Here is a 25,606-nt window from a genome sequence, read left to right as displayed (position 1 = left end):
CACCGAGCCGGACGGGAAATGGATGTCCATGCCGGAGGGCGCTCGCACCGTCCCGGGGTCCGAGCGGTGGCCTCACGGCTACCACGGCATAGTAACCGTTGGGAATGAAGCCCACGTTTCGCCACCTGGTGTCGGGCTTCCGGGACGCGCTCGGACACCAGCTTCAGGCGGCGGATCCCGGGGCCGGGGCGAGGGTGTGGAGGGCGCCCTCGGCTTCGCTGATCTCCCAGCGGCGGACGTACGGCGCGCCGCCGGGGCCGGTGTCACAGGTCAGCAACCTGCTGCTGCCGGCCAGCTCGGGGGCGAGTGACCGGCCCTCGCGGTGCGGGAGCGTTGAGCGTTCAATGATCCAGTGATCGTCCGCGATACAGCCCATGGATATCTCGCAGTCGAGCAGCTCTCGGGCCCTACCGGGGTGCGCGGCCCCCGCGATCAGTTCCGCCAGCGAGCCCCCGGGTGGTAGCGGTTCGCGGCGGCCACGGGCGTAGCCGAACCAGGATCCGGCCCGAACCAACAGAGCACGGCAGCCGGACGGAGGGTGTATCAATTCGACGGCCGCGTAGGGCGGACCGGCTTCCGCGACGGGGTGCCAGTGCTCGACATAGGGCGAGTGCACCCCTTCCTCTACCAGCGTCGAGCCGTGCCGGCTCAGGGTGCCGGCGTCCGGCGAGGAGGCGGGCCCGAAATCAATGGCGTGTTCCCAATGAAAGGCGCCGTCGACGTGGCGCAGCTGACCGGCGAACGCCTCCTGCTCGGCAAGTCCGAGCAACTGCTCGAAGGAGAGATCCTCAAGGCTCTCCGCTGCCCGGGGACGCGGACGGTCGATGCGCTGCCGCAGATCCGCGTAGCGGGTAGGGCCCTGGACCCAGGTGACGGTGCTGGTGGTGTCGCGGCTGCCTTTGTCATCGGCGAGAAGTGAGCGCCGCCAGACGCCGGCCAGATCGGCAACGGCAGGACTGGTCTTCGGCATGGTGTTCCCTGTCGCTGGATGTGGCAGGGGGCCCCGCGGAGGCGGAATCACTCCTGATGGTGCTGCTCGCTGCGCGGGCTCCAGGCCCCTTTTGGCACCAGAGGGCCGGAGTCATCGCCCCAGGACCGGAATGTTGCACCTCGGTAAGTATGACATGAACTTTGCGCGCTGCCCTTATTGCGGCGATCAGGGCGTTCATAGACTGCTCGCCCGTTGGGTGGACCATCTGTCCAAGCGGGGCTCGTGTCACCGTTTCCCTCGTTTCCCTCGCTTCCTTCGATCCGGTTGCTCCCCCTCTGCTCCACCCGTCTCCGCCGCTGAAGGAGTAATCCCCGCTATGCACAGATCCGTTGCACTCCCGACGCCGGCTGGGTCATCTCCATGAAAGGCGGGCCGGTGACGGATGAAAGTCCCGTCCAGGAGCTGCCGCTGCGCCCACGGCTGCCGGAGACCGTGCACGTCCTGCGGGTAATCGCCGTCGGCGTCCTGGGGGAAGTGGCCGTATGACCGCGCATGGTTCCCCGGTCCGAAAGCAGACCTTCGTCTTCTCTCCGACAAGCGGCGTTCCGCCGCAGGTCGGCCCCTTCGCGCACGCCACGTGTTTCGACCGGCTCGTCTTCGTTACCGGCCAAATGCCCACCGACCCCGCGACCGGCCGGCTCGTGGACGGCGACGTGGTGGCGCAGGCCGAGCAGGTGCGGCGGAATCTGGAGGCGGTGCTCGCGCAGTTCGGCCTCACTCTCGATGACGTGCTGATGGTGAGGGTCTACCTCACGTCGTTCGACGACTTCGACAGGTTCAACTCCGCTTACGAGACCTGGTTCCGCGGCCCCCTGCCCAGCCGCACCTGCGTGGGCGTCACCGGTCTTGCTGTCGGCGCCGCAGTGGAAATCGACCTGATCGCCGGAATGCCGGAGCTCCCGTGAGGAACCACTCATGACCTTCACCGTTCTCCAACCGCACCAGGGCCCCATAGCGGGCGACCACTACCTGCCTTCGACCCTCGATACGGTCAGCTGGGGCTGGCTGCCCACGGAGGGGGACGCCTCCGCGGCACAGATGCGCTCCGGCGAGACGATCACCATCGACACCCTCTCCCACGAAGGCCTCCTGGAGGACCAGGGCCGGGACCCGCGCGCGTTCTTCGGGGGGTTCGGTGTAGCGCCGGACGCCGTGCTGCGGGACGCAGCCGACATCGCCGCCGGGCATCCGGTGCGCGACGCGGCGGTCGATGGACCGCACGTCATCACTGGTCCGATCACGGTCTCCGGTTCCCGCCCGGGTGACGTGCTGCGGCTCGACTTCCTTGAGCTCGCCCCACGGGTGCCGTACGGGGTGATCTCCAGTCGGCACGGCTACGGATCCCTGCCCGGGGAGCTTCCCCCCCTTCCGTATCCCGGGTTCGTCTCCGACGCGTCCGACCCCGAGAAGGCGGGCGCCGTCTGTCTGTTCTGCCGAGCCGCTGACGGGGTAGGCCGGCTGGAGGGCTCGGGCGGTAGGGAACTGCGCTTCCCGCTCGGCCCCTTCCTCGGCATCACTGGTGTCATGCCCGGCGGTGGAGCCCGGCTCAACTCGGTGCCCCCCGGCCCGTTCGGCGGAAACATGGACATCAAAGACCTCGTCGTCGGCGCCCGTCTCTACCTGCCCGTCCAGGTGGAGGGGGCCGGACTGTTCGTCGGGGACCCGCATTTCGCCCAGGGACACGGTGAGGTGGCACTGACCGCGCTGGAGGCATCGTTGCGCGCCACTGTGCGGGTGACGCTGCTGCCCGAGCAGGAGAGCCGTAGGTTGCTGGGACAGTTGAGCCGGCCCTTCGCGGAGACGCAGGAGTACTGGACCGCGGTCGGCCTGGACCGGGACCTCGACGAGGCGTTCCGTGCGGCCGTCCGGGAGGCGCTGCGCGTGCTCGCGGACATGTACGACGTCCCCGGCGATGTCGGATACGCGTACCTGAGTGCGGCGGCCGACTTCGTGGTGACCCAGGTGGTGGACGACGTCAAGGGCGTGCACTGCCTCATCCGCAAGGCCGACTTCGCCGCGTGGGTCTGACGCGCAGCCTGTGGGTGCCGACAACCCTGTCCGTCCGGCCGGTTGCGCTCGTCAAGGCGGATCGTCATGTCCCGTTCGGTCTCGAAACCGGCGGGCGCGGTCGTCATGAGGGTGGCGGTGAGGGAAGTGGGTCGCCGCGCCAGGCGCGTACCGGGGCGAAGTCGGTGGTGATGCCGTGCTCCAGGACGCACGTCCGTCCGGCGAAGTCACGCGTCTCCTTGACCGGGGAGGCCATGGCCACCGTGTCGTCGGCCGCGTAACGCCAGGGCAGTCCGCCGCGGGCGACCTGGGTGCCCACCCCCGCCGGCGTGTAGAAGTCGGGGATGCCCGCGCCACCGGCACGCAGCCGCTCGGCGAGCGTGCCCTGCGGCACCAGCTGCTCACTGGTGTACGGCGCCGGCGTCCGGGATCGGCTGCCGGCGTACGGCGTCCGAGATCGGCTTGGCGAGCCGTGCGCGGTCAGTCCGCCGTCCATCGGGATCTCGGCGCCGGTGATGAAGGAGGCGTCGTCGGACAGGAGGAACACCACGAGCGGGGCGACCTCCTCCACACTCCCGGTGCGGCACAGCGGTGTCCCGAGGACGTTCGCCTCGCGGAACGCGGGCGCGGCGGAGGCGGTCATGTCCGTCTCGATGAAGCCGGGGTGGATGATGTTCACGCGGATGCCGCGGGCCCCCAGCTCCATGGCGGCCGTCTGCGACAGACCGGGCAACGCCCACTTGCTGGTCGGGTACGCCACCGGGTAGTGGGCGGTCAGCGCCGCCGACGAACCGACGTTCACGATCGACGCCCCCGGGCCCATCAGGGGCGCCAGGTGCTGGATGCCGAGCAGCGGCCCGATGACGTTGACGGCGTGGACGCGGGCCATGTCCTCGGGCGACACGTCGTCGAGGCGGGCACGCCAGGTGATGCCGGCGTTGTTGACCAGGCCGTGCACCTGCCCGTACGACTCCCGCAGCTCGGCGGCGAGTTCGGCCCAGTCCTCCTCGCTGCCGACGTCGAGGCGGCGGCAGCCGGGTGCCTCGGGCCGGGCTCTCGCCCGCGACGGTGACCCGGCTGACGGAGCAGTGGACCGACGACCACACCGCCTTCCAGGCCCGCGACCTGTCGGATTCCGACTACGTCTACATGTGGGCCGACGGCGTCCACCCCAAGGTCCGCCTCGGCCAGGCCCACTCCTGCGTCCTGGTCCTCATGGGCGTGCGCCCCGAAGGCCGCAAGGAACTCATCGCACTGGCCGAGGGGCTGCGTGAATCGACCGAGTCGTGGGCGGATCTGTTGCGTGACTGCCGCCGACGCTGCATGCGCGATCCCGAACTCGTCGTCGGCGACGGCGCGATGGGCCTGTGGAGAGCCCTCGCAGAGGTATTTCCGCAGGCCAGGCACCAGAGGTGCTGGGTTCACAAGATCCGCAATGTCATGAACGCGCTACCGAAGTCGGCTCAGCCCGGCGCGAAGAAGGCCCTGCAGGAGATCTACAACGCCGAGGACCGCGACCACGCCGAGAAGGCGATCAAGGACTTCGAGCGCGCCTACGGTGTCAAGCGGCCGAAAGCGAGCAAGAAGGTCACCGACGAGGCCGACGAGCTCCTCGCGTTCTACGATTTCCCCGCCGAGCACTGGGTGCACCTGCGCACGACAAATCCCATCGAGAGCACTTTCAGCACCGTGAAGTTGAGGACCAAGGTCACCCGCGGGGCCGGCAGCCCGGCCGCGGTCCTGGCGATGGTGTTCAAGCTCGTCGAGTCCGCCCAGGCCCGCTGGCGCGCGATCACCGCACCCCACCTCGTCGCCCTCGTCCGCAACGGCGCCCGCTTCGATAACGGTCACCTCGTCGAACGCCCCGAAGTCACTGCAGCCTGACCTCACTGAGGTCGGCACCGGCCGAGGGCCGAGCTCTTGCACTGCCGCCACCGGTCGGCGCGCGCTACCCAGAGACCGAGGGATGGGCCTCGCAAAGCGCCGTCTCGACGGCAGCCTGGATGTCGCCGCTCTGGGCGTCCGAGCTCCCCGGGCCGAGGTTCACCATGACCGTGGCCTGCCTGCCGTCGATCGTGGTGCCGGCGGCCGTCTCGTATCCGAGGAAGTCACCGGTGTGTCCCCAATTAAGGCCGCCGCAGGGCAGCGGCTTGCTCTCCAGGCCGAGGCCGTACGCCCGGCCGTCCGAGCTGCCGGTCGGGCGGGTCGTCATCATCTCCTTGAGCTGGGCCGAGTGCAGCAGCTTGCCGCGTACGAGCGCGCCCAGGAACCGGTTGACGTCGGTACCGCTGGAGATCATCCCGCCAGCCGCGCCTCCGACCGAGGGGTTGATTCTGGTGATGTCCATGAGCGGCGCGTCATCGCCCGGTCGCACGTACCCGCGCGGGTGCGGTCCGGGAATCGCCGGGGGTGGCCGGGAGAACCGGCCCTCCTATCCGATAGGGCGCCGGTCACCGACGGCAGGATCGCCCAGCAGATCCTCCAAGCCGGCCGATATCCCGGCGAAGAGATCACGCCGCGGGTCGATGAGCCACTGGAGCTGGAGGCCGTCCCACATCGCGACAAGGGCCGCCGCGATCAGCTCGGGGTTCCTCCGGTTCGAGATACGACCCAGGTCCTGGTCCCTGCGTACCGCGATCGTGAAAGCGGTGACGACCCGCTCGTACCTGTCACGGAACCACTCGTGCGCCGGGTGGTCGGGAGCCGAGGCTTCCGCGGCCATCAAGGCGAGCAGCCGCAGCATCTCCTGTCTTTCCAGGTTGCGGCGAACGTACCGCAGGACCGCGTAGGCCACACCCTTTCCCCGGCTGTCCGACTCGAAGGAGTCGATGCTCGCGGAATCGGCGGTCTCGAGGACGGCCACGAGGAGCGCGCTCTTGCTGGGAAAGTGGTGCACGACGCTGGTCAGGCTGAGGCCGAGTTGCTTGGCGATCTCCCTCAGGGACCCTCCACGGTAACCGCGAGCCGCGAACACGGCGGTCGCTGAGGCGACGATCTCGGCCCTGCGCTGTGCGGTCTTGGCGTATGGGCCTCGGCGAGTGGCCGGACGGGCCGCCGTCTTCTCGGTCATGCCCCCAAGCCTAAGCGGGCGGTGCGGGGCAGTGTCCGGCCGATAATCCGCCAACATCACCCTGACTGAAAGTATGGCACCTGTTCGGTTTTCGTTGTACGGTCTCGCTGTCCCACACCACGACGTGCGGTAGAGCCGCTCACGCATCCACCGGGTGGAGAGGAGACGGACAAGGATGTCCACCTCACATTTGTCGAAAGCACTCATCGGCGGTCTGGCCGCCACACTGGTTCTGGCCGGTTGCGGCCGGTCCGACACGCAAGGCAGCGGGGACGCCAAGGGCGCTCCCATCAGCGACTCGCCCGCCAAGGGCGAGATCAACGTATGGGCCATGGGTACCGAGGGAGAGCGCCTGCCCGAGTTGGCCGCGCGCTTCCGGAAGGCCAACCCGGACGCGAAGGTGAAGGTCACTGCCATCCCGTGGCAGGACTACGCCAAGAAGGTCGAAACGGCGATCGCCTCGCAGGACACGCCGGACGCCACGCTCGTCGGATCCGCCGACCTGACGAACTTCGCCTCGACGGGCGGACTCGAGCAGGTGCCGGCCGGCCTCGTCGACACCTCGTCCTTCTACCGTGGCGCCGCTCAGAGCACCACCTTCGACTCAGGCACGTACGGCGTCCCCTGGTATGTGGACACACGCGTCCTGTTCTACCGAAAGGACCTGGCACAGGCTGCCGGGGTCTCCGCGCCGAAGACCTGGAAGGAGTACGGACCGTTCTTCAAGGCCCTCCAGAAGGAGGGCGCGAAGTGGGGCCTGTCGCTGCCCACCGGCATGGCGGCGAGCTGGCAGGGCGTGCTGCCCTTCATGTGGGAGGCCGGTGCGCGTCTCATGAACGAGAGCAGCACCGAGTTCACCTTCGACACACCCGAGGCACTCAAGGGGCTGGAGTTCTACCAGTCGTTCTTCACGTCGAAGACCGCGACCCGCAACGGGCCGATGAGTCTGGGGGAGATCGAGCCGCAGTTCGTCGCCGGTTCCACCGCCGCACTCATCTCGGGCCCCTGGGAAACGGCACTCCTGAAGGGGGCGGGCGGAGCGGACTTCGTCAAGGACAAGGTGGGGGCCGCCCCGCTCCCGAAGGGTCCGAAGTCCAACGCCAGCTACATCGGGGGAGGGCACTGGACGGTGTTCAAGGACGCGAAGAACCGCGACGGTGCCTGGAAGTTCATCCGGTGGATCTCCCGGCCCGACGTCCAGCAGGACTGGTACGAACTGTCTGGAGACCTTCCCGCCGTGCAGGCGGCCTGGAGTGAGGGGAAGCTCAAGTCGGACCCGACGCTGGCCGTCTTCCGGTCCCAGCTTCAGACCGCGCTGCCCGGCCCGAACGTCACCACGTGGAAGCCGGTCTCGGCGGTCCTCGATGCCGAGATCGAGAAGGTGGCGAAGGGGGTCTCGTCACCGAAGGCGGCCCTGGAACGGATCCAGGCGAAAGCGTCCGCGATCGGAACGGGGCAGTCCCGATGACCACGGCCACCTCCCTGGAACCCGTACGCGAGAGGTCGTCCACCGGGCAGCCGGCTCAGCAGTCGAGGGGCCGTTCCGGAAACCTGCGGCGCACACTGATCGCCTGGGCCTTCTGCTCACCCTTCGTCCTGCTGTTCGCCACCTTCGGCATCTGGCCGGTCTTCTCGTCGCTGTCGATGAGCGTCACCGACATCACCAGCAGGGACGTACAGACGCCCTTCAACGTCAGCTTCGTCGGCCTGGAGAACTACACCGCGCTCTTCGACGATCCCACCTTCGTCCGCGCCGCTTTGAACACGCTCTACTTCGTCGCCGTAGGCATACCACTGACGATGGTGCTCTCCCTCGCCGTCGCTGTCGCACTCAACTCCGGGATCCAGCGTGCGAAGGGCTTCTTCCGGGTCGCCTACTTCGCCCCGGTCGTGACGAGCATCGTGGCGGTGGCGGTCGTGTGGAGGTACCTCTACAAGTCCGACGGGATGATCAACTCGGTCCTGTCCGCCGTGGGAATCTCCGGGCCGGACTGGCTGAACGATCCGAACTGGTCCATGCCCGCCCTCATACTGATGGCGGTCTGGCGGCACTTCGGCATCCCCATGGTGATCTTCCTGGCGGGACTGCAGGCGATACCGCCCGAACTGCACGAGGCGGCCGTTGTGGACGGTGCGTCCCGCTGGCGGGCCTTCCGCAGCGTGACCTTGCCGCTGCTCCGGCCCACCACGCTGGTGGTCGCCGTCCTGCTCAGCATCAGCTACCTCCAGTTCTTCGAGGAACCGTTCGTCATGACGAGCGGTGGCCCCTTGGACAGCACGACGTCGATCAGCTACTACGCCTACCAGCAATTCGGCTTCGGAAACTACGGACTGGCGTCGGCCGCGTCCTATGTGCTGGTCACCGCGATCGCCCTACTGAGCCTTCTTCAGTTCCGCATCTTCCGAGCGAGGGCCTGACATGACCGCCACCACCACAACGACACGACCGGTCTTCCGGGACCGGCGTCCGTTCCGGCGAGTCCCTACGGCTCGTCTCGTTCTCTACGGCGCCCTCGTGCTGGGACTCCTCGCGACGCTGGCGCCTTTCGCCTGGATGTTCCTCGGTTCGGTGAAACCGACGGGTGAGATCGTCGCCCATCCGAGTTCCTGGCTTCCCCGGTCCCCGACCTTCGCCAATTTCGAACGACTGCTGTCGAAGCAGAACTTCGGGCTGTACTTCATGAACAGCACACTTGTCGCGGTGGCTTGTGTGCTGGGAAACCTGCTGTTCTGCTCGATGACCGGATACGCCTTCGCGAAGATCGAGTTCGCGGGGAAGCGTCTGCTGTTCGGCCTCGTCCTCACCATGCTGATCATCCCCGGCGTCACGACCTTCGTCCCGCTGTTCGTGCTCGTCAGCAACATGGGCCTGGGCAACTCCTACCTCGGGCTCATCCTGCCCTTCCTCGTGACACCGTTCGGCGTGTTCATCATGCGGCAGTTCATCCGGGACATCCCGGACGCCCTCGTCGAGGCGGCGCGCCTCGACGGTGCGGGCGAATCCCGGATCTTCCTCAGGGTGATCCTGCCGTTGACACGGCCGGCGCTGGCGACACTGGCGATCCTCACCTTCCTCGCGCAGTGGAACAACTTCCTGTGGCCGCTCGTCATCGCGCAGACCGAGGACCACTACACGCTGCCCGTCGCCCTCGCCCTCTTCTCCACGGGAGCCAACGGCACCAACTACGGCCTGCTGCTGGCCGGGGCGGTCACGGTCGTCACACCGATCATCCTGCTCTTCCTCGCCCTGCAACGACACTTCATCCAGGGCATCGCCAACACCGGCATCAAGTAGACCGGACCGCCGCCCGCCCGGCGGAACCGCTGCCCGTACCGACCGGCCCCCACGGTGCTGACGGCCCCCGGGTGCCCTTCGTCCTTGTCATTTCGACCGCCGCGTCGACAGACGCACACAGAACAGGAGAACCAACCATGCTTCGTCCCCAGGACGGCCCCACTCGTGAACGCCGCTCTCTCGGCGGCCTGTGGAGCTTCCGCCTGGACGCGGAGGGGGTCGGCCGTGCCGAGGGCTGGTGGCGCTCGCAGCTCGCGGGCGCCGTGGACATCCCGGTGCCGGCCAGTTACAACGACATCTTCCCGGACACGACCGTCCGTGACCATGTCGGGGACGTCTGGTACCAGACGCAGGTATGGGTTCCTGCCCGGTGGGCGGGGGAACGCACGGTACTCCGCTTCGACGCCGCGACACATCGCGCCACCGCCTGGGTCAACGAGGTCGAGGTCGCCCGGCACGAAGGCGGTTACACCCCCTTCGAGGCCGACGTCACGGCGCACTTGCTGCCGGGTGCCGAGAACCGTGTCACCGTCGTGGTCAACAACGAACTGACCTGGGAGTCGATACCACCCGGCCGAGTGGAGGAACGAGCGGACGGCCGCCGCGTGCAGCACTACTTCCACGACTTCTTCAACTACGCGGGCCTGCACCGGCCCGTGTGGCTGTACACCACGCCCCCCGTCCACATCTCCGACATCACCGTGACCACCACCGGCCTGAAGGGCACGACCGGCCTCGTCGCCTACCGCGTGGAGAGCACGGCACAAGCCGAAGAGTACGTGGTACGTGTCTCGCTGCGCGATGCCTCCGGGGCCGAGGTCCAAGCCGCCACCGGGGCGGTGGGGACCCTCAGGATCGAGGACGTGCACCCCTGGGCACCCGGAGACGGCTACCTCTACGAACTCGAGGCCACGCTGTGGAGCACCTCCGGCGACCTGGTCGACAGTTACCGGCAGTCCGTGGGGGTGCGCACTGTGGAGGTACGGGGCAAGGAATTCCTGATCAACGGAACCCCGTTCTATTTCAAGGGCTTCGGCAAACACGAGGACGCTGCCGTGCGAGGCAGGGCTCACGACGACATCCTGATGGTGCATGACTTCGCCCTGCTGGAGTGGACCGGCGCGAACTCGATCCGCACCTCGCACTACCCCTATGCCGAGGAGGTGCTGGACTACGCGGACCGACAGGGCGTGGTGGTCATCGACGAGACGGCGGCCGTCGGCCTGAACCTGAACATCGCGGGAGGCGTTTTCGGCTCCGGCCGGAAGGTGTCGACGTTCTCGCCCGACACCGTGGGTGAGAGCACATTGCGCACGCACCTGCAGGCGGTGAGGGAACTCGTGGCGCGCGACAAGAACCATCCGAGTGTCGTGCTGTGGTCCATCGCCAACGAGCCGGACAACGTCCAACCGGAGGCGCGCGACTACTTCGCGCCTCTGGCGGCTGAGGCACGTCGGCTGGATCCGTCACGTCCCGTCGCCTACGTCAACGCGCTCATGGGGAAACCGGACGAGTGCGTGGTCACAGACCTGTTCGACGTCGTGCTCCTCAACCGTTACTACGGCTGGTACTTCGGCCCCGACGACCTGGTGGCGGCCGAAACGGGGCTGGAGGCGGAACTGCGGCAGTGGGCCGCGCACGACAAGCCCATCGTCATCACCGAGTACGGAGCGGACGCCTACCCCGGACTGCGCAGCGTCGTACCCAGTCCGTGGACCGAGGAGTACCAGACCGAACTGCTCGACGTGTACCACCGGGTGTTCGACCGTGTCGACGCGGTCGTCGGCGAGCAGGTCTGGAACTTCGCAGACTTCGCCACGGCGCCCGGTGTCTTCCGTGTCGACGGCAACAAGAAGGGAGTATTCACCCGCGAACGTCGGCCGAAGGGCGCGGCGTTCAGTCTGCGCGCCCGGTGGCGGAAGGCCGACTTCGACGCAACAGACTGAACCCGGCGTACAGCCTGACTCGTCTGCCGCTCTACATTTCCGCAGGTCAGATGCAATGTTTACCTACTGAACAAACCCTTGGGGTCGAATCCGGGTCGAATCCGGGTTACAGGTATCGTCGTTTCTGTCTGCTACCCATGCGGCAAATCCGGGCATTCCGGATGTCGAATGTGGTCCAGTGTTGCTCTGTAGCAGACATCTCGGACCCTGATGCACTCGGAAGTACATGTACGAGGTGTCTTCTTTCTGGCCTGCTGTGGCTGAACTTGAGCACCAATGGCGCGTCCTCCAGCGAGCCGTGTGCGGGCCGCGATGCGTGACGTTGTTCGTGCAGCGTGTCGAGAGAGCTCTCAATGGCGCCTTCTCGGGTGTCGTGGCGACGAGCCGGACTGAACCCCCGTGTGCTGGTGAAGGGTGTCGTGAATGGGCATGGGCGCTTGTCCGCGGCACGGACTTGGTACGGCGGTTGGCTCTCCCTGTGGCCGCCGATACCTGCTGGTCTGGGCTGCTGAGGCCGACGGTCGCGTCCCGTCGGCGGGGCGTCACCGGCCGCGAACGGACGAGTTCGCCCTGCCCGGGCCTCGTGCCGGAGGGAGGACACCCTTTGCTCTGCAGGGTAGTTGGAGTCGATTACCCGCGCGCTTCGAGCGCCCCCGGTTTGCGCCCTGCGCCGGTGTGTCGCGCGCGTCATGGTGGCCGGGGCCGGCGCTCTCTTTGGCCGGTCGCGTCGTGGTGACCGGGCCGGAGCGGGCGATAACGGTGGTCATCATGACCGACGTGACCGACCGGTCGGACCCCGGGCGGCTGCGCCGGGGTCCCCGCCGAGCGGGCCGGGTTCGTCGGCGACACGGTGTGGGACATGTGGGCGGGCAGCCGCGTCGGGGTGCGCTGCCTGGGCGTCCTGTGCGGGGAGATCCCGCGCGGCGATCTGGAGGAGGCGGGCGCGGAGACGGTCTACGACGACCCCGCCCAGTTGCTGGCAGCCCTGGGCGACAGCACCCTGGCTGCCGTGCGGCAAGGGTGACGCGAAACACAACAAAGGACGGCATGCGCGGGGAACACCGATCGGTTTCACCCTGTTGAACCAGGCATGAGCACTGCACAGCACAAGATCGGCTCGGGCTTCGGCGCCGAAAGCACCGCCGACGACGTCCTCCAGGGCATCGACCTCACCGGAAAGCTCGCCATCGTCACCGGCGGCTACTCGGGTCTCGGGCTGGAGACGACACGCGCTCTGACGAAGGCGGGCGCCCGCGTGGTCGTCCCGGCCCGCCGCCCGGACGCCGCCAGGGAGGCGCTCGCCGGGATCGACGGCGTCGAACTGGACGAACTGGACCTCAGCGACCTGGAGAGCGTGCGCGGCTTCGCCGAGCGGTTCCTCGCCTCCGGCCGGACCCTGGACTTCGTCATCGACAACGCCGGGGTCATGGCCCTCCCCGAGACGCGGGTCGGACCCGGCTGGGAGGCCCAGTTCGCCACGAACCACCTGGGTCACTTCGCCCTGGTGAACCGCCTGTGGCCGGCGATCGAGCCCGGTGGCGCCCGCGTCGTCTCCTCCTCCTCGCGCGGCCACCACTGGTCCGGCATCCGCTGGGACGACGTCCAGTGGCGCCACGGCTACGACAAGTGGCACGCGTACGGACAGTCCAAGACGGCGAACGTGCTGTTCGCCGTGCACCTGGACAAGCTCGGCCGGGACGCCGGCGTACGGGCCTTCTCACCCCACCCCGGTGACATCATGACCCCGCTGCAGCGCCACCTTCCCAAGGAGGAGATGGTCGCGGCCGGCTGGATCGACGAGAACGGCAACGCCCTGAACCCCGAGCTCCTCAAGACCCCCGAGCAGGGCGCGGCCACCCAGGTGTGGGCGGCGACCTCCCCCCAGCTGGACGGCCTGGGCGGCCTGTACCTGGAGGACTGCGACGTCGCCGAGCCCGCCCTGGCGGACGGCGAGACGGGCGTGAAGGACTGGGCGATCGATCCCGAACAGGCCGCGCGCCTATGGGAGTTTTCGGCGGAGCTCACGGGCGTCAACGCGTTCGCCGCCTAGTACTCCAGCCGGACTTCTGTATTTCTCCTGGTCAACGGCCTGGCGGTGGGGAATGTAGCGGGGGTATGGCCTGGATGGGACGGTATTGCGCCGACCGTCCCACCAACGTGTGCCCACGCCGCACGTAATGACAGCGTCGTGCTCGTGCCTGGTGGCGACGCCTCCAGCGGGACCAGTTCACCGCGTGGTCGCGGCGTGCAGGATGGCGGCGGGGTTGAGCTGCCAGCAGACGACGGATCTCGGCTGGTGTGAGGGCCACGAGGTCGGGCGTGTCGGCGGTAGTAGGCGATCTCATCGGGTCTGCTGATACTGCGCCGGGCCAGCGCCCAGCGGTGATGGGTGGGCCGCTCGCCGTCGAAGTCCTCGATCACCGGGAGCTGGACGGCAGCCCAGTGATAGACACGCGGGCCCTTGGCGTCGTCGCCGCACGAGCGCTTCTCCCATGCGTCGTCGGGCGCCTGCGTGAAGAGGTGGTCGACACGGCCAAAGCGCGTACCTGCTGGGACTTCGGGACGGCCAGCACGTAGCCGACGGCGGATTCTTCCAGCATCCGGCGAAAGCGCCATTCCTGGCCGTAGGCGGCATCCGCGGTCACCCAGGCGATCGGCAGCGGCGAGGCGAGTGCACGCAGCACCATGGCCCTGGCCAGTTCCGGTTTGGTGGCGAAGGTCCTCTCATCGGGAATCTTGGCGGCGCGACAGCGGCCTCGTCCGTCCAGGACTTGGGCAGATACAGCTCGCGGTCCACCAGGGCGCGTCCGCGGGTGGTGGCGTAGGCGGCCCAGTCCTCGATCTTCTCCAGGAACGCGTCGATGGCCTTCGGCCGCGGCGCGTGCGCGTAGGGATTACGGCCACTGTCACGGGCCTGGACGTAACGCTTGACGGTCTTGGGGTCCTGCCCCGTCAGCTCGGCTGCCGACCAGACGGTCTTCGTCAGGTCGTACGCCTCAAGGATTTCCGGCTTCGTCACGGGACCTCTCCGGCCGGTTACTGCTGCATGCAAACATCAGCAAACCGGACGGAGGGGTCCGCTTCGGATAAGAGGGGGTCGGGAACACCCCACCAGGAATTCTGACCATCAGCCTGGACTCGACTGGCCGCCCACCTGGAGCTTGGCATGGCCGCCGTCAGGCGCACAGCCGCGCTGGGTTGCCGACGGTCCAGGTGTCCTCGCGCCACTGGCGGTGTCGATGTAGATGCTCTGGTGCGCGACGCCGGCACGGATCCCTGACCCGGATCGCGTTCGGGTTCCGCTGACCCGAAAGCCCTCGTCGCCCTTCGCCGTGCTCGCCACTCGGTGGCTACTGCCCCGCGCCGCCCGGCCGGTGTGTGATCCCGAAACAAGTTCTGCCGAGGGTGCGTGTGGTCTCCGCGCCGCGCTCCCTCGGGGCGAGAACGTGCCCGATGCCACGCTGTGTCATTCAGCGACTTCGGGTCTGGTGCTCAGGAGAGTCGCCCCCCTTGACATCGACTGATCGTAGGTATGTGATGAGCGGCACCTTACTAGATGGCACGGCGTTTCATTAGGTGGCACATGTCTTGGAGGGTCATGGAAGTTCTTCGCGCTGCGGATGGGCGGGTGCTGCTCAGCGACCGGCTGAACCGCATTCCTGTCATGACGCGGTCCCACAAGCGCTGGCTGGTTGTGCTGGCAGCCCTGCTGCTGGTCGACATGGCGGACCTGAACACTTTCGCGTTCGCCGCGCCCGCCATCCGGGCCGAGTGGGGGATGTCCGTGCAGGACGTCGCAACCATCACTTCGGCGTCATTTCTGGGCATGTTCGCCGGCTCCATCGTGGGCGGGCGTCTGGCTGATCGATTCGGTCGCAAGCGGGTGATCCTCGGCGCGGTGGCCTTCTTCTCCGCGTTCTCGCTGCTGTCTGCGTTTGCGGTCGGCGTTGCCGATCTCGCGGCATACCGTGTCCTGACCGGCTTTGGTCTTCAGGCGATGACGGTTGTGGTGTTGACCTATGCGTCGGAGATGTTTCCGCTGTCACGTCGTGGGCGTGCCCAGACGTGGATCGTGGCTATCAGCCTGCTCGGCGTGCCGACGATGGCGTGGTTCGCACGCTGGGTCGTGTCGACAGGCCCGTCGGCCTGGCGCTGGATCTTCGTCCTGGGCGGCTCTGGCTTGGTCCTGATCCTGCTCACCGCTCGTTGGCTTCCGGAGTCGGTGCGCTGGCTGCAGGGAAACGGCCACGGGGACCGGGCCGAGGACATTGTCCAGCGGATCGAGCAGGAGGCTCCGAGCAGGAGGCTCGGGAGGCCACGCGCGCCGAGCTGCCGCCGGTGGTCGTTCAGCCGGTGGTCGCCGCCGGGCGACCGCTCGACCTGGTCCGGGGTGGCTACCTCAAGCGGACCGTCGTGCTCTGTCTGGCGATGTCGCTGGCCCTTTCCGGCTTCTACGGCTACAACTCCTGGGTTCCGACCCTGCTTACCGAGCACGGCTTCAGCACCTCCCAGAGCCTTGCCTATTCCTCGGTGATGTCGCTGGCCACCGTGCCCGGCGCCCTGTTCGCTCTTCTGTTCATCGACCGCATGGAGCGGCGGACCGCGGTCCTGATCCTGTACACGGTGGTCGCCGGCCTGATGCTCGTCTTCGGGCTCACCGACAGCGACACGGTGCTGCTGGCGAGCGGGCTGTGCATCACGCTGCTGCTGCAGGCCTCTACGCCCTGCATGTACGCCTACCTGCCGGAGATCTTCCCGACGAGCCTGCGGGCCCTGGGCGCCGGTCTCAGCAACGGCACAGGGCGACTCGCCGTGTTCGGAACGACCTTCCTCGTTGCCGCGCTGCTGACCTGGATCGGTTTCACCGGTGTCTTCCTCTACCTGGCGGGCGTCGTCCTCCTGGCCGGGTTCACGATCGGCCTGTTCGGTGAGCGCACCCGCGGACGCAGCCTGGAGGAGATCGCCAGCTCCGTGGGCGCAGCTCGCGGGCGTTCGGGCGTCGACCCCGCGGTCGCCCCGGCTGGTTCCTGAACCGACTGCGTCGAGATCACGGAAAGTGAGACCAAGGATGGTCACCATCCTTCCCAGCACAACCTCGCCGACAGGGGTTGCCGCACTGATCGCCGAGCGCGTCCGTCGGCATCCGGACCGGTGGTGCGTGGTCACGGACGAGGAGCGCCTCTCCTACGAGCAGGTGTGGGAGCGGTCCGGCGAGCTGGCTGACAGGCTACGCGGGGCGGGACTGGGCCCGGGCCACAAGATCGCGATCTTGAGCCCCAACAGTCCCGACTGCGTGGTGGCGATGGTGGCCGTCCTCCGTCTCGGTGCCGTGTGGCTGCCGGTCAACTACCGCGACTCAGTCTCGATCATGCGCGACACCTTGGGCCGGCTCGGAGGTCATGCCCTACTCGTCGCCCCGACGTTCACCAGCAGCCTGGGCGAGTTGATCGACGGGGTGCCGTGCATCGGCGCGGCCTTCGTCCTCGGTTCGGGCCGGCGGGTGCACACCGGCACGATCACCGCGCCTGAGCCGGGGGACCGGGATCTCGCTGCGATCTTCACGACCGGCGGCACCACCGGAGCACCGAAGGGGGTCGTGTTCACCCACGAGCGGCTCTCGGCGCTGATCCGCGCCTACGCCCAGATCTCCGCTCGCGACGCGGATGTCTACCTCGCGGCGGCGCCGCTGACCCACGTGGGCGGCCGGATCTGCCTCGGGGTGTTGGCCAGTGGCGGGACGACGGTGGTACTGCCTGGCTTCGATGAGCAGGCAGTGTTCGAGGCCATCGAGCGGCACCGGGTGACGACCTTCACCGTCACCCCCACCATGCTGTACCGGCTGCTGGATCACCCTGACGCACGGAGTCGAGATACCAGTTCGCTGCGTGCCCTGGTCTACGGGGGCGGGCCAACCGCGCCCTCTCGGATCAGGCAGGCGCTGGAGGTTTTCGGCCCTGTCCTGGAGTCCGGATTCGGACAGACCGAGGCGCCCATGTTCATGACGAGGATGAGCCCGGTAGAGCATGTCGACGTGCGGGGTCGCCCTGTATCCGAGGACCGACTTCGATCCGTGGGGCGGCCGACTCAGGTCTGTGACCTGATGATCGTCGACGAGGCCGGCACTCAACTGCCGGCCGGCCAGATCGGCGAGATCGCCGTCAGGGGAGACTTCACCATGGCGGGCTACTACCGGGACCCGGACGCTACCCGGGCACGACGCGCCGGGCAGCACTGGCGGACCGGAGACCTGGGCTACCTGGATCCCGCAGGGTATCTGACGATTCAGGGACGGGTCACCGACATGATCATCACCGGAGGATTCAACGTCTACCCGGCCGAGGTCGAGAACGCTGTCCTGGAGATCCCCGGTGTCCGCGAGTGCGCGGTGTTCGGGATGCCTGACGACGAATGGGGCGAGCGGGTTGTGCTCGCGGTCGCCCTCCACCCCGGAGCCGAGCTCACCGCCGAGGCGATGCGAACCGCACTCAGGCAACGACTCGGTGGAGTGAAGACGCCGAAGGACATCAGAATCGTCGACGACCTGGCCCGGAACGCAAACGGCAAGATCCTCAAGCGAGACATCGCACTAGCCCTCTCCTCGACACGCTAGAGCCGGCGGCCACCTCCTTGGCGTGGCGATCGCAGCCGGCTCTGGCCACGCGATCGCCTAGGGGGCGCCGGGCGAAATGTGGCTCACCCCGACCCTGGCCGAGGTCCGGGGCTTCCTCCCAGACGCGGACGGTTCAACCACCGGCAGATGGTCTTCACCGAACAGCGACGGCACGAACAACCGAGGGAGCCGACTTTCATGAGGGCGGGACGCACAGAATGAGCAGCCGGCTTGATGCGGCCATGCCCGAGGCGGACGGTGCCGAGGCCAGGTTGGCGGCCGAGTCCGCGGCGCTGCGGTGGGAGGACATTCCCGAGGATGTCATGGAGATCGCGGTCGACTGCGTCCTGGATGCGATGGCCGTTGCGCTTGGGGCCTCGCAGGACGAAACGGTCCGCCTGGTGACTCGGGTCACCGACACCGGCCCCTGCACACGACTGGCCGATGGGGCGTCAGTTGGGGCACGTTCCGCCGCCTTGGCAAACGCCACAGCGATTCACGCTCTTGACTTCGACGATTGGCTACCGGCGGGCGGCTTGCACCCGTCCGCGCCCCTCCTGCCGGCCGCGCTGGCCCAGGCCGAGAGCGCCCCGCCGTCAGCCTCGGGCGACGCCACCGGTCGAAGGCTGCTGACCGCATACATAGCCGGCTTCGAGGCGCAGGCGCGGATCGGTGCCGCCATGGCGCCGGGGCACTACGCGGCAGGGTTCCATCCAACCGCCACGGTCGGGACCTTCGGAGCCGCGGCCGCGGTAGCCCACCAGCTCGGACTCGGGCCCGCTGCCATCCAACGCGCATGGGGTTTGGCCGCGACCCAGGCAGCAGGGTTGCGCGCGGTGTTCGGCACCATGGGGAAGCCCCTGCAGGTCGGGCGTGCTGCCGAAACCGGCCTGCTCGCTGCTCGACTGGCTGCGGCCGGGGCCACCGCTCCGGCCGACGCCGTGTTCGGGCCGCGCGGGTTCGCGACCACCCATTCCAGCACGATCGATCTCACGCCGGCCATGGTCCCGTTCGCCGAGCAGTGGTATCTGCGCGATGTGCTGTTCAAGCGCCACGCGGCCTGTTTCGGAACGCACGCGACCATCAACGCCTTGCTGGAGCTCCGGCGAGGAGTCGACCCCACGCGCGTGGACGCGATCGAGCTGACCGTACCGGAACTGCTGCGCACCGTCTGCGCGATTCCCTTACCGCGCACGCCTTTGGAGGCGAAGTTCAGCCTGGCCTTCACCGCAGCACTCGCCCTGGTGAAGGGCCGCTGCCAGGTCTCGGACTTCGCCCCGGAGCAGGTGCGAGACACGTTCCTGCTTTCTGTGGCGGAGCGTGTGCGGGTCCGGTTCGTCGCGGACCTCCCCCCGCAGCAGACGCAGATGCGGCTCCATCTGGCCGATGGCACGACCCGATGGGCAATCAGCGACTCGGCGCAGGCCCCAACCCGGGCGCAGCGGCGCATGATCGTGCGAGAGAAGTTCACCGCCCTCGCTCCCCCCGCTCTGGGAGCGGAGCGCGCGAAGGCTCTCCTGACCGCGATCGAAGGACTCCCCGTCGCAACCACCATGTCCCAGATCACCGCCTCGATCCGCCCGGCTTGAGGACCAGGCCGCGACGGTATCGGGGCCGGGACCCGTCGCCACCCAGCCCTTGCAGCACAGCAAGGGAAAGAGACCCCGATGAACATTTCCTACAGCGGCCGCACGGTGGTCATCATCGGCAGCGCCGGAGGATTCGGTACCGCCACGGCCTGAGCCTTCGCCGATGCCGACGCCAACGTCGTCCTGTCCGACATCGACTTCATCCGGGTGAAGCAGGTTGTGGAATGGTTGCCGTCGGACCTGGCGGTCTAGACCAACGTCCGTCCAGGCTTTCGCGTCGACGCAGTCAACCCAGTCGTCTCCCAGACCGGCTGATCCGAACATGCACTTGGCGTGGAGGAACTGGCCGAGGCGGCCCGGGCGCAGCTCACCTCGAACATCCCGATGGGCCGCATCGCCGTACCGCGCAAGACGTCGCCTCAGCAGTCGTGTTCGTTGCCTCGGACCAGGCCGGCATCCTCACCAGCGGTGTCTCGACGTCGACGGAGGCCGCTCCATCAAGGGACCGCTCCGTCGAGTGTCCGGGGGTCATTCAGCGAGCGCCTGGCTGATGACACCCGCGGTTTCGCGTACCCAGGTCCCCCATTCGGGGATTCGGGCCGGGGCGAACCGGATGTCCGGCATGCTGATCGCCACCGTGGCGATCGGACGCCCGGACGGGTCGGTCACCGCGGAGCCGATGGCGCACACGTGCGCACGGTTCTCGGAGATGTTCACCCCGTAGCCACGCTCTCGTGCCTCGAGGACCTGGTGCAGGAGCTGCCTGGGATCGACGACCGTGTTGGGCATGGCCTTGTCCAGCGGCCGCGCAAGCATGGCCTCGACCTCCTCGTCCGGCAGCGCTGCCATGAACGCTTTGCCGCTGGCGCTGGTGTGGTAAGCCGTGCTCGCGCCGATCGGGTTGAAGGTGCGGACCGGGTGGACCGAGTCGACCCGTTCGATGAGAACCAGCCGTGCGTCACCATCGGGCACCGAGAAGTGAATCGTCTCTCCAGATCGTTCACCGAGGGCGGTCAGATGCGGCAGGGCGATCTCGCGCAGAGTTCTTGAGGGGGCGCTGCGCCGGGCTATCGCGAGGAGTCGCGGGCTCAGCTGCCAGCGCGTGATCGGCTCGTTGGAGGTCTCCGCCCATCCTTCCTGCTGCAGGGTGCGCAGCAGTCGTTGCACCGTGGACTTCGCCAGGTCCACCTGACGGGAGAGCTCGCCCACCCCGACCGGCTGATCAGATCCGGCCATTGCTTCCAGGACGCGGAGCCCGCGGATCAGCGTCTGGGTGCCCGGCTGACCCTCGGTCGGCAACTTTTGGAGCGTCGACGCTTCCTGCTGTCGTGCGCTCGTCATGATCTCGGTCCTCCAGATTCGTGGCCTGACGGCATTTGCCTGCAGTCGTCATCCTCGCACACTGGTCCATTCAGTGGCACGCCACCGCCGAGACTCACCGTCGCGACCCATCAAATCGGCGTCAGTCACCTGAATCCTGGTCTCGCCTCTTGACATAGGGACATCACCCTCTCAGGATCGTGCCAAAAGGCGACACGGTATGCCAAGCAATGGAACGGCGAGATCTTGATGACAGACAGCCCGGCGAACTGGCCATTGATTCCTCGGGGTACGGCGTTCGAGGACCACGTCGCGGGGCGGGTCTTCGACCACCACTGGGGCCGGACCGTTCACGCGAGTGACAACGTGGTCTTCAGCACGCAGACGCTGGCGTTCAACCCCGTGTACTTCAACCGGGACTCCGCGCTGGCCGCGGGACATCCGGACGAGGTGGTCAACCCGCTCCTGGTCTTCGCGGTGGTATTCGGGCTGAGCGTGGAGGACCTCAGCGAAGCGGGCGGGCCGTTCCTGGGCGCGACCGAGATCAAGTACCTGCGCGACGTCTACCCCGGGGAGACCCTGTACGCCTCGAGCACCGTGGTCGAGGCCCGCGCCTCCGATTCGCGCCCCGACACCGGCATCGTCACCTGGCACACCGTCGGGCGTGACGCCGCGGGTCGACCCGTGATCGAGTTCAACCGCACGAACCTGGTACGCCGGCGGACCACCACACAGAACGTCCTCGCCGTCCCGGACGGCTACGCCGAGGACTTCGAGGTGGGTGCCCGGTTCCGCCACGCCCGAACCCGCACGGTGACCGACCTCGACCTGAACGGCCTGACGCTGCTGGTCATGAACAGCGCGCCCGGCCACTTCAGCGAGCAGGCGATGAGCGCCACGCCGTTCGGTCAGCGGATCAACTTCGGCGGTCTCACCCTGGCCCTGACCGTGGGACTGGCCACGCAGGACACGACCGGGCAGGCCGTGCGCGAGCTGGGCCTGGACCACATCCAGTTCCCCGTACCCGTCCGGCACGGCGACACCGTGGGGGCCGCGACCGAGATCCTCGCCGTCGAGCCGACCGATGGCGGCGAAGCGGTGGTGACCTTCCGGCACCTGGGCGTCAACCAGCGTGGGGAGATCGTCTGCCAGGCCACCCGCCAGGTCCAGGTCCGCCGCCGAGCGGCGGCACGGGCGCTGCAGCCGACTGCCTCGACCACCGACACACGCACAGAAAGCTGAGCACCTTGACGAACGTTCGCCCCCTGCGCCCCCGCCGCTCCTGCATGGCTGTTCCCGGCAGCAGCGAGAAGATGATCAAGAAGGCCCAGGGCCTGCCGGCCGACCAGATCTTCCTCGACCTCGAGGACTCGGTGGCCCCCCTTGCCAAGCCCGCGGCCCGCGCCACCATCATCGAGGCGCTCAACCATGGCGACTGGACGGGGAAGACCCGCGTGGTGCGCGTCAACGACGCCGACACCCGGTGGGCCCACGAGGACGTCCTCGAAGTCGTCCGCGGCGCCGGAGCCAACGTGGACTGCCTGATGCTGCCCAAGGTCGAGAAGGTGGCACACATCCACTGGCTCGACGTCCTGCTCACCCAGGTGGAACGCGAGCAGGGACTGCCCGAGGGCCGGATCGGCATCGAGGCGCAGATCGAGGGCCCGGCCGGCCTCAGCGAGATCGAGGCGATCGCGACCGCCACGCCACGCACCGAGACCCTCATCTTCGGACCCGGCGACTTCATGGCGGCCATGAAGATGCCCGTGCTCACCATCGGCGCCCCCGGCGCCTCCGGCTTCGACCCCTTCGACACGGTCCTGATGACCATCGCCATGACCGCGCGCAAGCACGGCCTGCAGGCCATCGACGGCCCGTTCGCGCTGATCCGGGACGTCGAGGGCTACCGAGCCTCGGCCGAGCGCGCCGCGGCGTACGGCTACGACGGCAAGTGGGTGCTCCACCCGGGCCAGCTCGACACCGCCAACGAGGTTTTCGCACCCACTCAGTCCGACTACGACAAGGCCGAGCTCATCATCGAGGCCTACGCCCACTACACCTCCGAAACCGGCGGCGGGCTGGGAGCGGTGATGCTCGGGGACGAGATGATCGACGAGGCCAGCCGCAAGCTGGCCCTGGTCACCGCCGAACGCGGCCGTGTCCTGGGCATGCACCGGACCACGCGCTTCGAGCCGGAGGCGTGAATCATGACCCTGGCCTTTGGCCACTGGATTGGCGGCCGTAGCACCCCCGCACGGACCGGGGGACGTCTCACCAGCACCAACCCCGCCGACGGGACCCCGGTCGCGACCATCGCGCAGGGCACGGTCGAGGACGTCGCGGAGGCAGTCGTCGCGGCCTCCGCAGCCGCCGGTGCGTGGCGCCGCCAGAAGCCGATCGCGCGGGGCCGGCTGCTGCTGAAACTGGCCCACGCCATCGTCGAGCACACAGACGAACTGGCCCGGCTCGAGGCCGCCGAGACCGGCAAGCCGGCCTGGCAGGCACGGATGGAGATCACCGGCGCCGCCGGGTACTTCGAGTTCTACGGGGGCCTGGTCAACTCACTGCACGGAGAGACGATCGACCTGGGACCAGGACATCACTGCTTCACCCGCCGCGAGCCGTTCGGTGTGGTCGGGGTGATCACGCCCTGGAACGCGCCCCTGAACCAGGCGGCGCGCGCGGTCGCCCCCGCTCTCGCCGTGGGCAACGTGGTCGTCCTCAAACCCTCCGAGATCACCTCCGCAACGTCGCTGAGGCTGGCAGAGCTCGCCACAGAGGTGGGCTTGCCGGACGGGGTACTCAACGTGGTCACCGGCGACGGCCTGGGGGCGGGCAAGACACTCGTCGAGCACCCGCAGGTGCGCAAGATCGTGTTCACCGGATCCGTGCGCGCCGGCCGCGAAATCGGCCGCATCGCCGCGGACCGGATCATCCCACTCACCCTGGAGCTCGGCGGCAAGTCGGCCAACATCGTGTTCGCCGACGCCGACCTGGGCCGGGCGGTGGCCGGCTCGCTGAACGCGTTCGCCCTCAACACCGGCCAGGTCTGCTCCGCCGGCACCCGACTGCTGGTGCACCGCTCGATCCACGACGAGTTCGTCGAGCGGCTGGTGGAGGCAAGCCGCGCCCTCACCGTCGGTGACCGGCTCGGCCCGGTGACCACCGCCGCGCAGTACGAGAAGGTCCTCGAGTACTTCGACATCGCACGCAAGGACGGGGCTACGGCGGTCACCGGCGGCGACGCCCTGCCGGACGACGAGCGCGGAGCCGGCTACTTCGTCCCGCCCACGATCTACACCCAGGTCGACAACTCCATGCGCATCGCCCGGGAAGAGGTCTTCGGACCCGTGGTCGTGGTGATCCCCTTCGACACCGAGGACGAGGCCGTCGAGATCGCCAACGACAGCGACTACGGCCTGGCCTCCGGGCTCTGGACACGCGACATCTCGCGCGCCCTGCGGGTCGCCGACCAGCTCGAGGCCGGGCAGGTCTACGTCAACACCTGGCTGGCCGGCGGGATCGAGGCCCCGTTCGGCGGCTACAAGCAGAGCGGATACGGCCGGGAAAAGGGCGTGGAGGCAATGCACCACTACACCCAGGTCAAGTGCGTGACGGTGGAACTATGACACTGCTGACCCCGGCCCAGGAGGCGCTGCGCGATCAGGCCCGCGAGTTCACCGCCGGCGAGGTACTGCCGGTCGCGAACAGGCTGGATCCGCTCCAGCAGGACATTCCCCGGTCGCTGGTCGACGCGATGGCCGAACAGGGCTATTTCGGGATCATGATCGACCGGGAACACGGCGGCCTCGGGCTCGGCATGACCGAATACTGCCTGGTCACCGAGGAGCTCGCCCGCGGCTGGATGAGTGCGGCCAGCATCATCGCCCGCGCGAACGGCACCGGGTCGCAGGTCGCGGACCCGCAGCGGCGAGCAGACATCCTGCGCCGGCAGGCGGCCGGACAATGGATATCCGCCGGCGCGTTCAGCGAACCCCAGGCCGGATCCGATCTGGCCGCCGTCGAATGCCGCGCCGAACGCCGAGGAAACGCCTACGTCCTCAATGGTGAGAAGCGCTGGTGCGGCTGGGCCGAAGCCGCCGACGCCATTGTGGTCCTGGCACGCACCGCGGGCGGCCGCCGCGAGGGTCTCGACCTGTTCCTTGTCGAGAAGGAGCGCAAGTCGTTCCCGCCCGGCATCACCGGAACTCCGATACCCAAGATCGGCTACCACGGGATCACCTCGTGGGAGCTGCAGATCAAGGATCTGGAGGTTCCCGCCGACAACCTCCTGGTCGGGCCCAACGGCGAGACCGGCGCGGGATTCGAAATGTTCGCCACCCTGATCAACTGGGGTCGGCTGCACACCGCGGCCAGGGCCGTCGGCGCGGCCCGGGGGGCGTTGGAGGACGCCACCGCGTATGCCCAGCAGCGGGTCCAGTTCGGCAAGCCAATCGCGTCCTTCCAGGGCATCAAGTTCCGGCTGGCCGACATGGCGACCCAGGTGGCCGCCGCCCGTGCCCTCTACCTGCAGGCAGCGGCGCGGTTCGACGCAGGACTCGACAGCCGACAGGACTGCTCGATGGCGAAGCTGTTCGCCAGCGAGGCCGCGGAGAAGGTGGCCAGTTCCGCGATGCAGGTCCTGGGCGGCAACGGCTACACCACCGAGTACGCGGTCGAGCGTCACTGGCGAGACGCCCGGCTCACCCAGATCTTCGAGGGCACCTCGGAGATCCAGCGCACGATCATCGCCCGACACCTGCTCAAGAACGCCTGAC

At 68.1% G+C, this 25,606-nt stretch carries 20 protein-coding genes and 5 pseudogenes; 17 read left to right on the top strand and 8 right to left on the bottom strand.

Annotated elements, in window-relative coordinates; genetic code table 11:
- Window positions 1-163: 163 nt before the first annotated feature.
- Window positions 164-970, bottom strand: a complete 807-nt coding sequence (locus tag ACFYO2_RS44090; RefSeq protein WP_388361615.1) for a hypothetical protein — start codon at window positions 968-970, stop codon at window positions 164-166.
- A gap of 503 nt (window positions 971-1,473) precedes the next feature.
- Here ACFYO2_RS44090 and ACFYO2_RS44085 point away from each other — a divergent pair.
- Both ACFYO2_RS44085 and ACFYO2_RS44080 read left to right on the top strand, forming a co-directional pair.
- The gene (locus ACFYO2_RS44085; RefSeq protein WP_388361613.1) at window positions 1,474-1,896 is read left to right on the top strand and encodes a RidA family protein; all 423 of its coding nucleotides are present in this window, start codon (window positions 1,474-1,476) and stop codon (window positions 1,894-1,896) included.
- A 10-nt stretch (window positions 1,897-1,906) separates the two neighbouring features.
- Complete coding sequence (locus ACFYO2_RS44080; protein WP_388361610.1) at window positions 1,907-3,019, top strand: acetamidase/formamidase family protein; 1,113 nt, start codon at window positions 1,907-1,909, stop codon at window positions 3,017-3,019.
- A gap of 130 nt (window positions 3,020-3,149) precedes the next feature.
- Here the strand turns inward: ACFYO2_RS44080 and ACFYO2_RS44075 are convergent.
- Window positions 3,150-3,398 (bottom strand): annotated as a pseudogene (locus tag ACFYO2_RS44075) (CoA-transferase); the annotation flags it as partial.
- Window position 3,399: 1 nt separating this feature from the next.
- A pseudogene (locus tag ACFYO2_RS44070) lies at window positions 3,400-4,049 on the bottom strand (SDR family NAD(P)-dependent oxidoreductase); the annotation flags it as partial.
- On the opposite strand from ACFYO2_RS44070, the pseudogene ACFYO2_RS44065 reads away from it, so the two are divergent.
- Window positions 4,046-4,882 (top strand): annotated as a pseudogene (locus tag ACFYO2_RS44065) (IS256 family transposase); the annotation flags it as partial. The pseudogenes ACFYO2_RS44070 and ACFYO2_RS44065 sit on opposite strands and share 4 nt — an antisense overlap.
- 64 nt (window positions 4,883-4,946) lie before the next feature.
- Here ACFYO2_RS44065 and ACFYO2_RS44060 read toward each other — a convergent pair.
- Window positions 4,947-5,399, bottom strand: a complete 453-nt coding sequence (locus ACFYO2_RS44060; RefSeq protein ID WP_388361648.1) for a serine hydrolase — start codon at window positions 5,397-5,399, stop codon at window positions 4,947-4,949.
- Window positions 5,400-5,429: 30 nt separating this feature from the next.
- Window positions 5,430-6,068, bottom strand: coding sequence for a TetR/AcrR family transcriptional regulator (locus tag ACFYO2_RS44055; RefSeq protein WP_388361607.1), 639 nt, complete (start codon window positions 6,066-6,068; stop codon window positions 5,430-5,432).
- A gap of 175 nt (window positions 6,069-6,243) precedes the next feature.
- On the opposite strand from ACFYO2_RS44055, the gene ACFYO2_RS44050 reads away from it, so the two are divergent.
- From ACFYO2_RS44050 to ACFYO2_RS44025, 6 genes and pseudogenes are all read left to right on the top strand, one after another.
- Window positions 6,244-7,536 (top strand): sugar ABC transporter substrate-binding protein, encoded by a 1,293-nt coding sequence (locus tag ACFYO2_RS44050; protein ID WP_388361605.1) that lies wholly within the window; start codon window positions 6,244-6,246, stop codon window positions 7,534-7,536.
- Entirely contained in the window at window positions 7,533-8,486 is a 954-nt protein-coding gene (locus ACFYO2_RS44045) for a carbohydrate ABC transporter permease (RefSeq protein ID WP_388361603.1), read from the top strand. Before ACFYO2_RS44050 ends, ACFYO2_RS44045 begins: the two co-directional genes overlap by 4 nt.
- Window position 8,487: 1 nt before the next feature.
- Complete coding sequence (locus tag ACFYO2_RS44040; RefSeq protein WP_388361600.1) at window positions 8,488-9,363, top strand: carbohydrate ABC transporter permease; 876 nt, start codon at window positions 8,488-8,490, stop codon at window positions 9,361-9,363.
- 137 nt (window positions 9,364-9,500) lie between these two features.
- Window positions 9,501-11,309, top strand: a complete 1,809-nt coding sequence (uidA, locus tag ACFYO2_RS44035) for a beta-glucuronidase (RefSeq protein WP_388361597.1) — start codon at window positions 9,501-9,503, stop codon at window positions 11,307-11,309.
- A gap of 808 nt (window positions 11,310-12,117) precedes the next feature.
- Window positions 12,118-12,333: pseudogene (locus ACFYO2_RS44030) on the top strand (HAD family hydrolase); the annotation flags it as partial.
- A 66-nt stretch (window positions 12,334-12,399) separates the two neighbouring features.
- Window positions 12,400-13,359 (top strand): SDR family NAD(P)-dependent oxidoreductase, encoded by a 960-nt coding sequence (locus tag ACFYO2_RS44025; RefSeq protein ID WP_388361595.1) that lies wholly within the window; start codon window positions 12,400-12,402, stop codon window positions 13,357-13,359.
- Between the two features lie 367 nt (window positions 13,360-13,726).
- Here ACFYO2_RS44025 and ACFYO2_RS44020 read toward each other — a convergent pair whose 3' ends face one another.
- The gene (locus ACFYO2_RS44020; RefSeq protein WP_388361645.1) at window positions 13,727-14,008 is read right to left on the bottom strand and encodes a transposase; all 282 of its coding nucleotides are present in this window, start codon (window positions 14,006-14,008) and stop codon (window positions 13,727-13,729) included.
- Window positions 13,951-14,328, bottom strand: a complete 378-nt coding sequence (locus ACFYO2_RS44015) for a hypothetical protein (protein WP_388361592.1) — start codon at window positions 14,326-14,328, stop codon at window positions 13,951-13,953. Before ACFYO2_RS44015 ends, ACFYO2_RS44020 begins: the two co-directional genes overlap by 58 nt.
- 537 nt (window positions 14,329-14,865) lie before the next feature.
- Here ACFYO2_RS44015 and ACFYO2_RS44010 point away from each other — a divergent pair.
- The 4 genes and pseudogenes from ACFYO2_RS44010 to ACFYO2_RS43995 form a co-directional block, all read left to right on the top strand.
- A pseudogene (locus ACFYO2_RS44010) lies at window positions 14,866-15,594 on the top strand (MFS transporter); the annotation flags it as partial.
- A 53-nt stretch (window positions 15,595-15,647) separates the two neighbouring features.
- Window positions 15,648-16,340: an MFS transporter gene (locus tag ACFYO2_RS44005; RefSeq protein WP_388361589.1), complete on the top strand. Its 693-nt coding sequence runs from the start codon at window positions 15,648-15,650 to the stop codon at window positions 16,338-16,340.
- A gap of 37 nt (window positions 16,341-16,377) precedes the next feature.
- Complete coding sequence (locus ACFYO2_RS44000) at window positions 16,378-17,919, top strand: class I adenylate-forming enzyme family protein (protein ID WP_388361586.1); 1,542 nt, start codon at window positions 16,378-16,380, stop codon at window positions 17,917-17,919.
- A 218-nt stretch (window positions 17,920-18,137) separates the two neighbouring features.
- On the top strand, window positions 18,138-19,508 hold the full coding sequence (locus ACFYO2_RS43995) for an MmgE/PrpD family protein (RefSeq protein ID WP_388361583.1): 1,371 nt from the start codon (window positions 18,138-18,140) through the stop codon (window positions 19,506-19,508).
- 528 nt (window positions 19,509-20,036) lie between these two features.
- Here the strand turns inward: ACFYO2_RS43995 and ACFYO2_RS43990 are convergent.
- A complete protein-coding gene (locus tag ACFYO2_RS43990) occupies window positions 20,037-20,849 on the bottom strand; it encodes an IclR family transcriptional regulator (RefSeq protein ID WP_388361581.1) in 813 nt (270 codons plus the stop codon).
- A 228-nt stretch (window positions 20,850-21,077) separates the two neighbouring features.
- Between ACFYO2_RS43990 and ACFYO2_RS43985 the strand changes: the two genes are divergently transcribed.
- From ACFYO2_RS43985 to ACFYO2_RS43970, 4 genes are read left to right on the top strand one after another with little or no spacing between them, the layout of a single operon-like run.
- Window positions 21,078-22,070 (top strand): MaoC family dehydratase, encoded by a 993-nt coding sequence (locus tag ACFYO2_RS43985; RefSeq protein ID WP_388361578.1) that lies wholly within the window; start codon window positions 21,078-21,080, stop codon window positions 22,068-22,070.
- Between the two features lie 5 nt (window positions 22,071-22,075).
- Window positions 22,076-23,032 carry an HpcH/HpaI aldolase/citrate lyase family protein gene (locus ACFYO2_RS43980; protein ID WP_388361575.1) on the top strand — a complete coding sequence of 319 codons (957 nt, stop codon included), beginning with the start codon at window positions 22,076-22,078 and terminating at the stop codon, window positions 23,030-23,032.
- Window positions 23,033-23,035: 3 nt separating this feature from the next.
- Window positions 23,036-24,457: an aldehyde dehydrogenase family protein gene (locus tag ACFYO2_RS43975; RefSeq protein ID WP_388361572.1), complete on the top strand. Its 1,422-nt coding sequence runs from the start codon at window positions 23,036-23,038 to the stop codon at window positions 24,455-24,457.
- A complete protein-coding gene (locus ACFYO2_RS43970; protein ID WP_388361570.1) occupies window positions 24,454-25,605 on the top strand; it encodes an acyl-CoA dehydrogenase family protein in 1,152 nt (383 codons plus the stop codon). Before ACFYO2_RS43975 ends, ACFYO2_RS43970 begins: the two co-directional genes overlap by 4 nt.
- Window position 25,606: the final 1 nt, after the last annotated feature.

Source organism: Streptomyces sp. NPDC006602, from assembly GCF_042870385.1.
In the GTDB taxonomy this organism is placed as follows: domain Bacteria; phylum Actinomycetota; class Actinomycetes; order Streptomycetales; family Streptomycetaceae; genus Streptomyces.
The sequence above is the reverse complement of the archived record's forward strand: the minus strand, read 5'-3'. Positions and strand labels throughout refer to the sequence as shown.

Excerpts from the sequence above, each read along its gene's own strand:
- ACFYO2_RS44090 (WP_388361615.1), bottom strand. The coding sequence starts at position 970 with ATGCCGAAGACCAGTCCTGCCGTTGCCGATCTGGCCGGCGTCTGGCGG.
- ACFYO2_RS44085 (WP_388361613.1), top strand. The coding sequence starts at position 1,474 with ATGACCGCGCATGGTTCCCCGGTCCGAAAGCAGACCTTCGTCTTCTCT.
- ACFYO2_RS44080 (WP_388361610.1), top strand. The coding sequence starts at position 1,907 with ATGACCTTCACCGTTCTCCAACCGCACCAGGGCCCCATAGCGGGCGAC.
- ACFYO2_RS44055 (WP_388361607.1), bottom strand. The coding sequence starts at position 6,068 with ATGACCGAGAAGACGGCGGCCCGTCCGGCCACTCGCCGAGGCCCATAC.
- ACFYO2_RS44050 (WP_388361605.1), top strand. The coding sequence starts at position 6,244 with ATGTCCACCTCACATTTGTCGAAAGCACTCATCGGCGGTCTGGCCGCC.
- ACFYO2_RS44045 (WP_388361603.1), top strand. The coding sequence starts at position 7,533 with ATGACCACGGCCACCTCCCTGGAACCCGTACGCGAGAGGTCGTCCACC.
- ACFYO2_RS44040 (WP_388361600.1), top strand. The coding sequence starts at position 8,488 with ATGACCGCCACCACCACAACGACACGACCGGTCTTCCGGGACCGGCGT.
- uidA (WP_388361597.1), top strand. The coding sequence starts at position 9,501 with ATGCTTCGTCCCCAGGACGGCCCCACTCGTGAACGCCGCTCTCTCGGC.
- ACFYO2_RS44025 (WP_388361595.1), top strand. The coding sequence starts at position 12,400 with ATGAGCACTGCACAGCACAAGATCGGCTCGGGCTTCGGCGCCGAAAGC.
- ACFYO2_RS44000 (WP_388361586.1), top strand. The coding sequence starts at position 16,378 with ATGGTCACCATCCTTCCCAGCACAACCTCGCCGACAGGGGTTGCCGCA.
- ACFYO2_RS43995 (WP_388361583.1), top strand. The coding sequence starts at position 18,138 with ATGAGCAGCCGGCTTGATGCGGCCATGCCCGAGGCGGACGGTGCCGAG.
- ACFYO2_RS43990 (WP_388361581.1), bottom strand. The coding sequence starts at position 20,849 with ATGACGAGCGCACGACAGCAGGAAGCGTCGACGCTCCAAAAGTTGCCG.
- ACFYO2_RS43985 (WP_388361578.1), top strand. The coding sequence starts at position 21,078 with ATGACAGACAGCCCGGCGAACTGGCCATTGATTCCTCGGGGTACGGCG.
- ACFYO2_RS43975 (WP_388361572.1), top strand. The coding sequence starts at position 23,036 with ATGACCCTGGCCTTTGGCCACTGGATTGGCGGCCGTAGCACCCCCGCA.
- ACFYO2_RS43970 (WP_388361570.1), top strand. The coding sequence starts at position 24,454 with ATGACACTGCTGACCCCGGCCCAGGAGGCGCTGCGCGATCAGGCCCGC.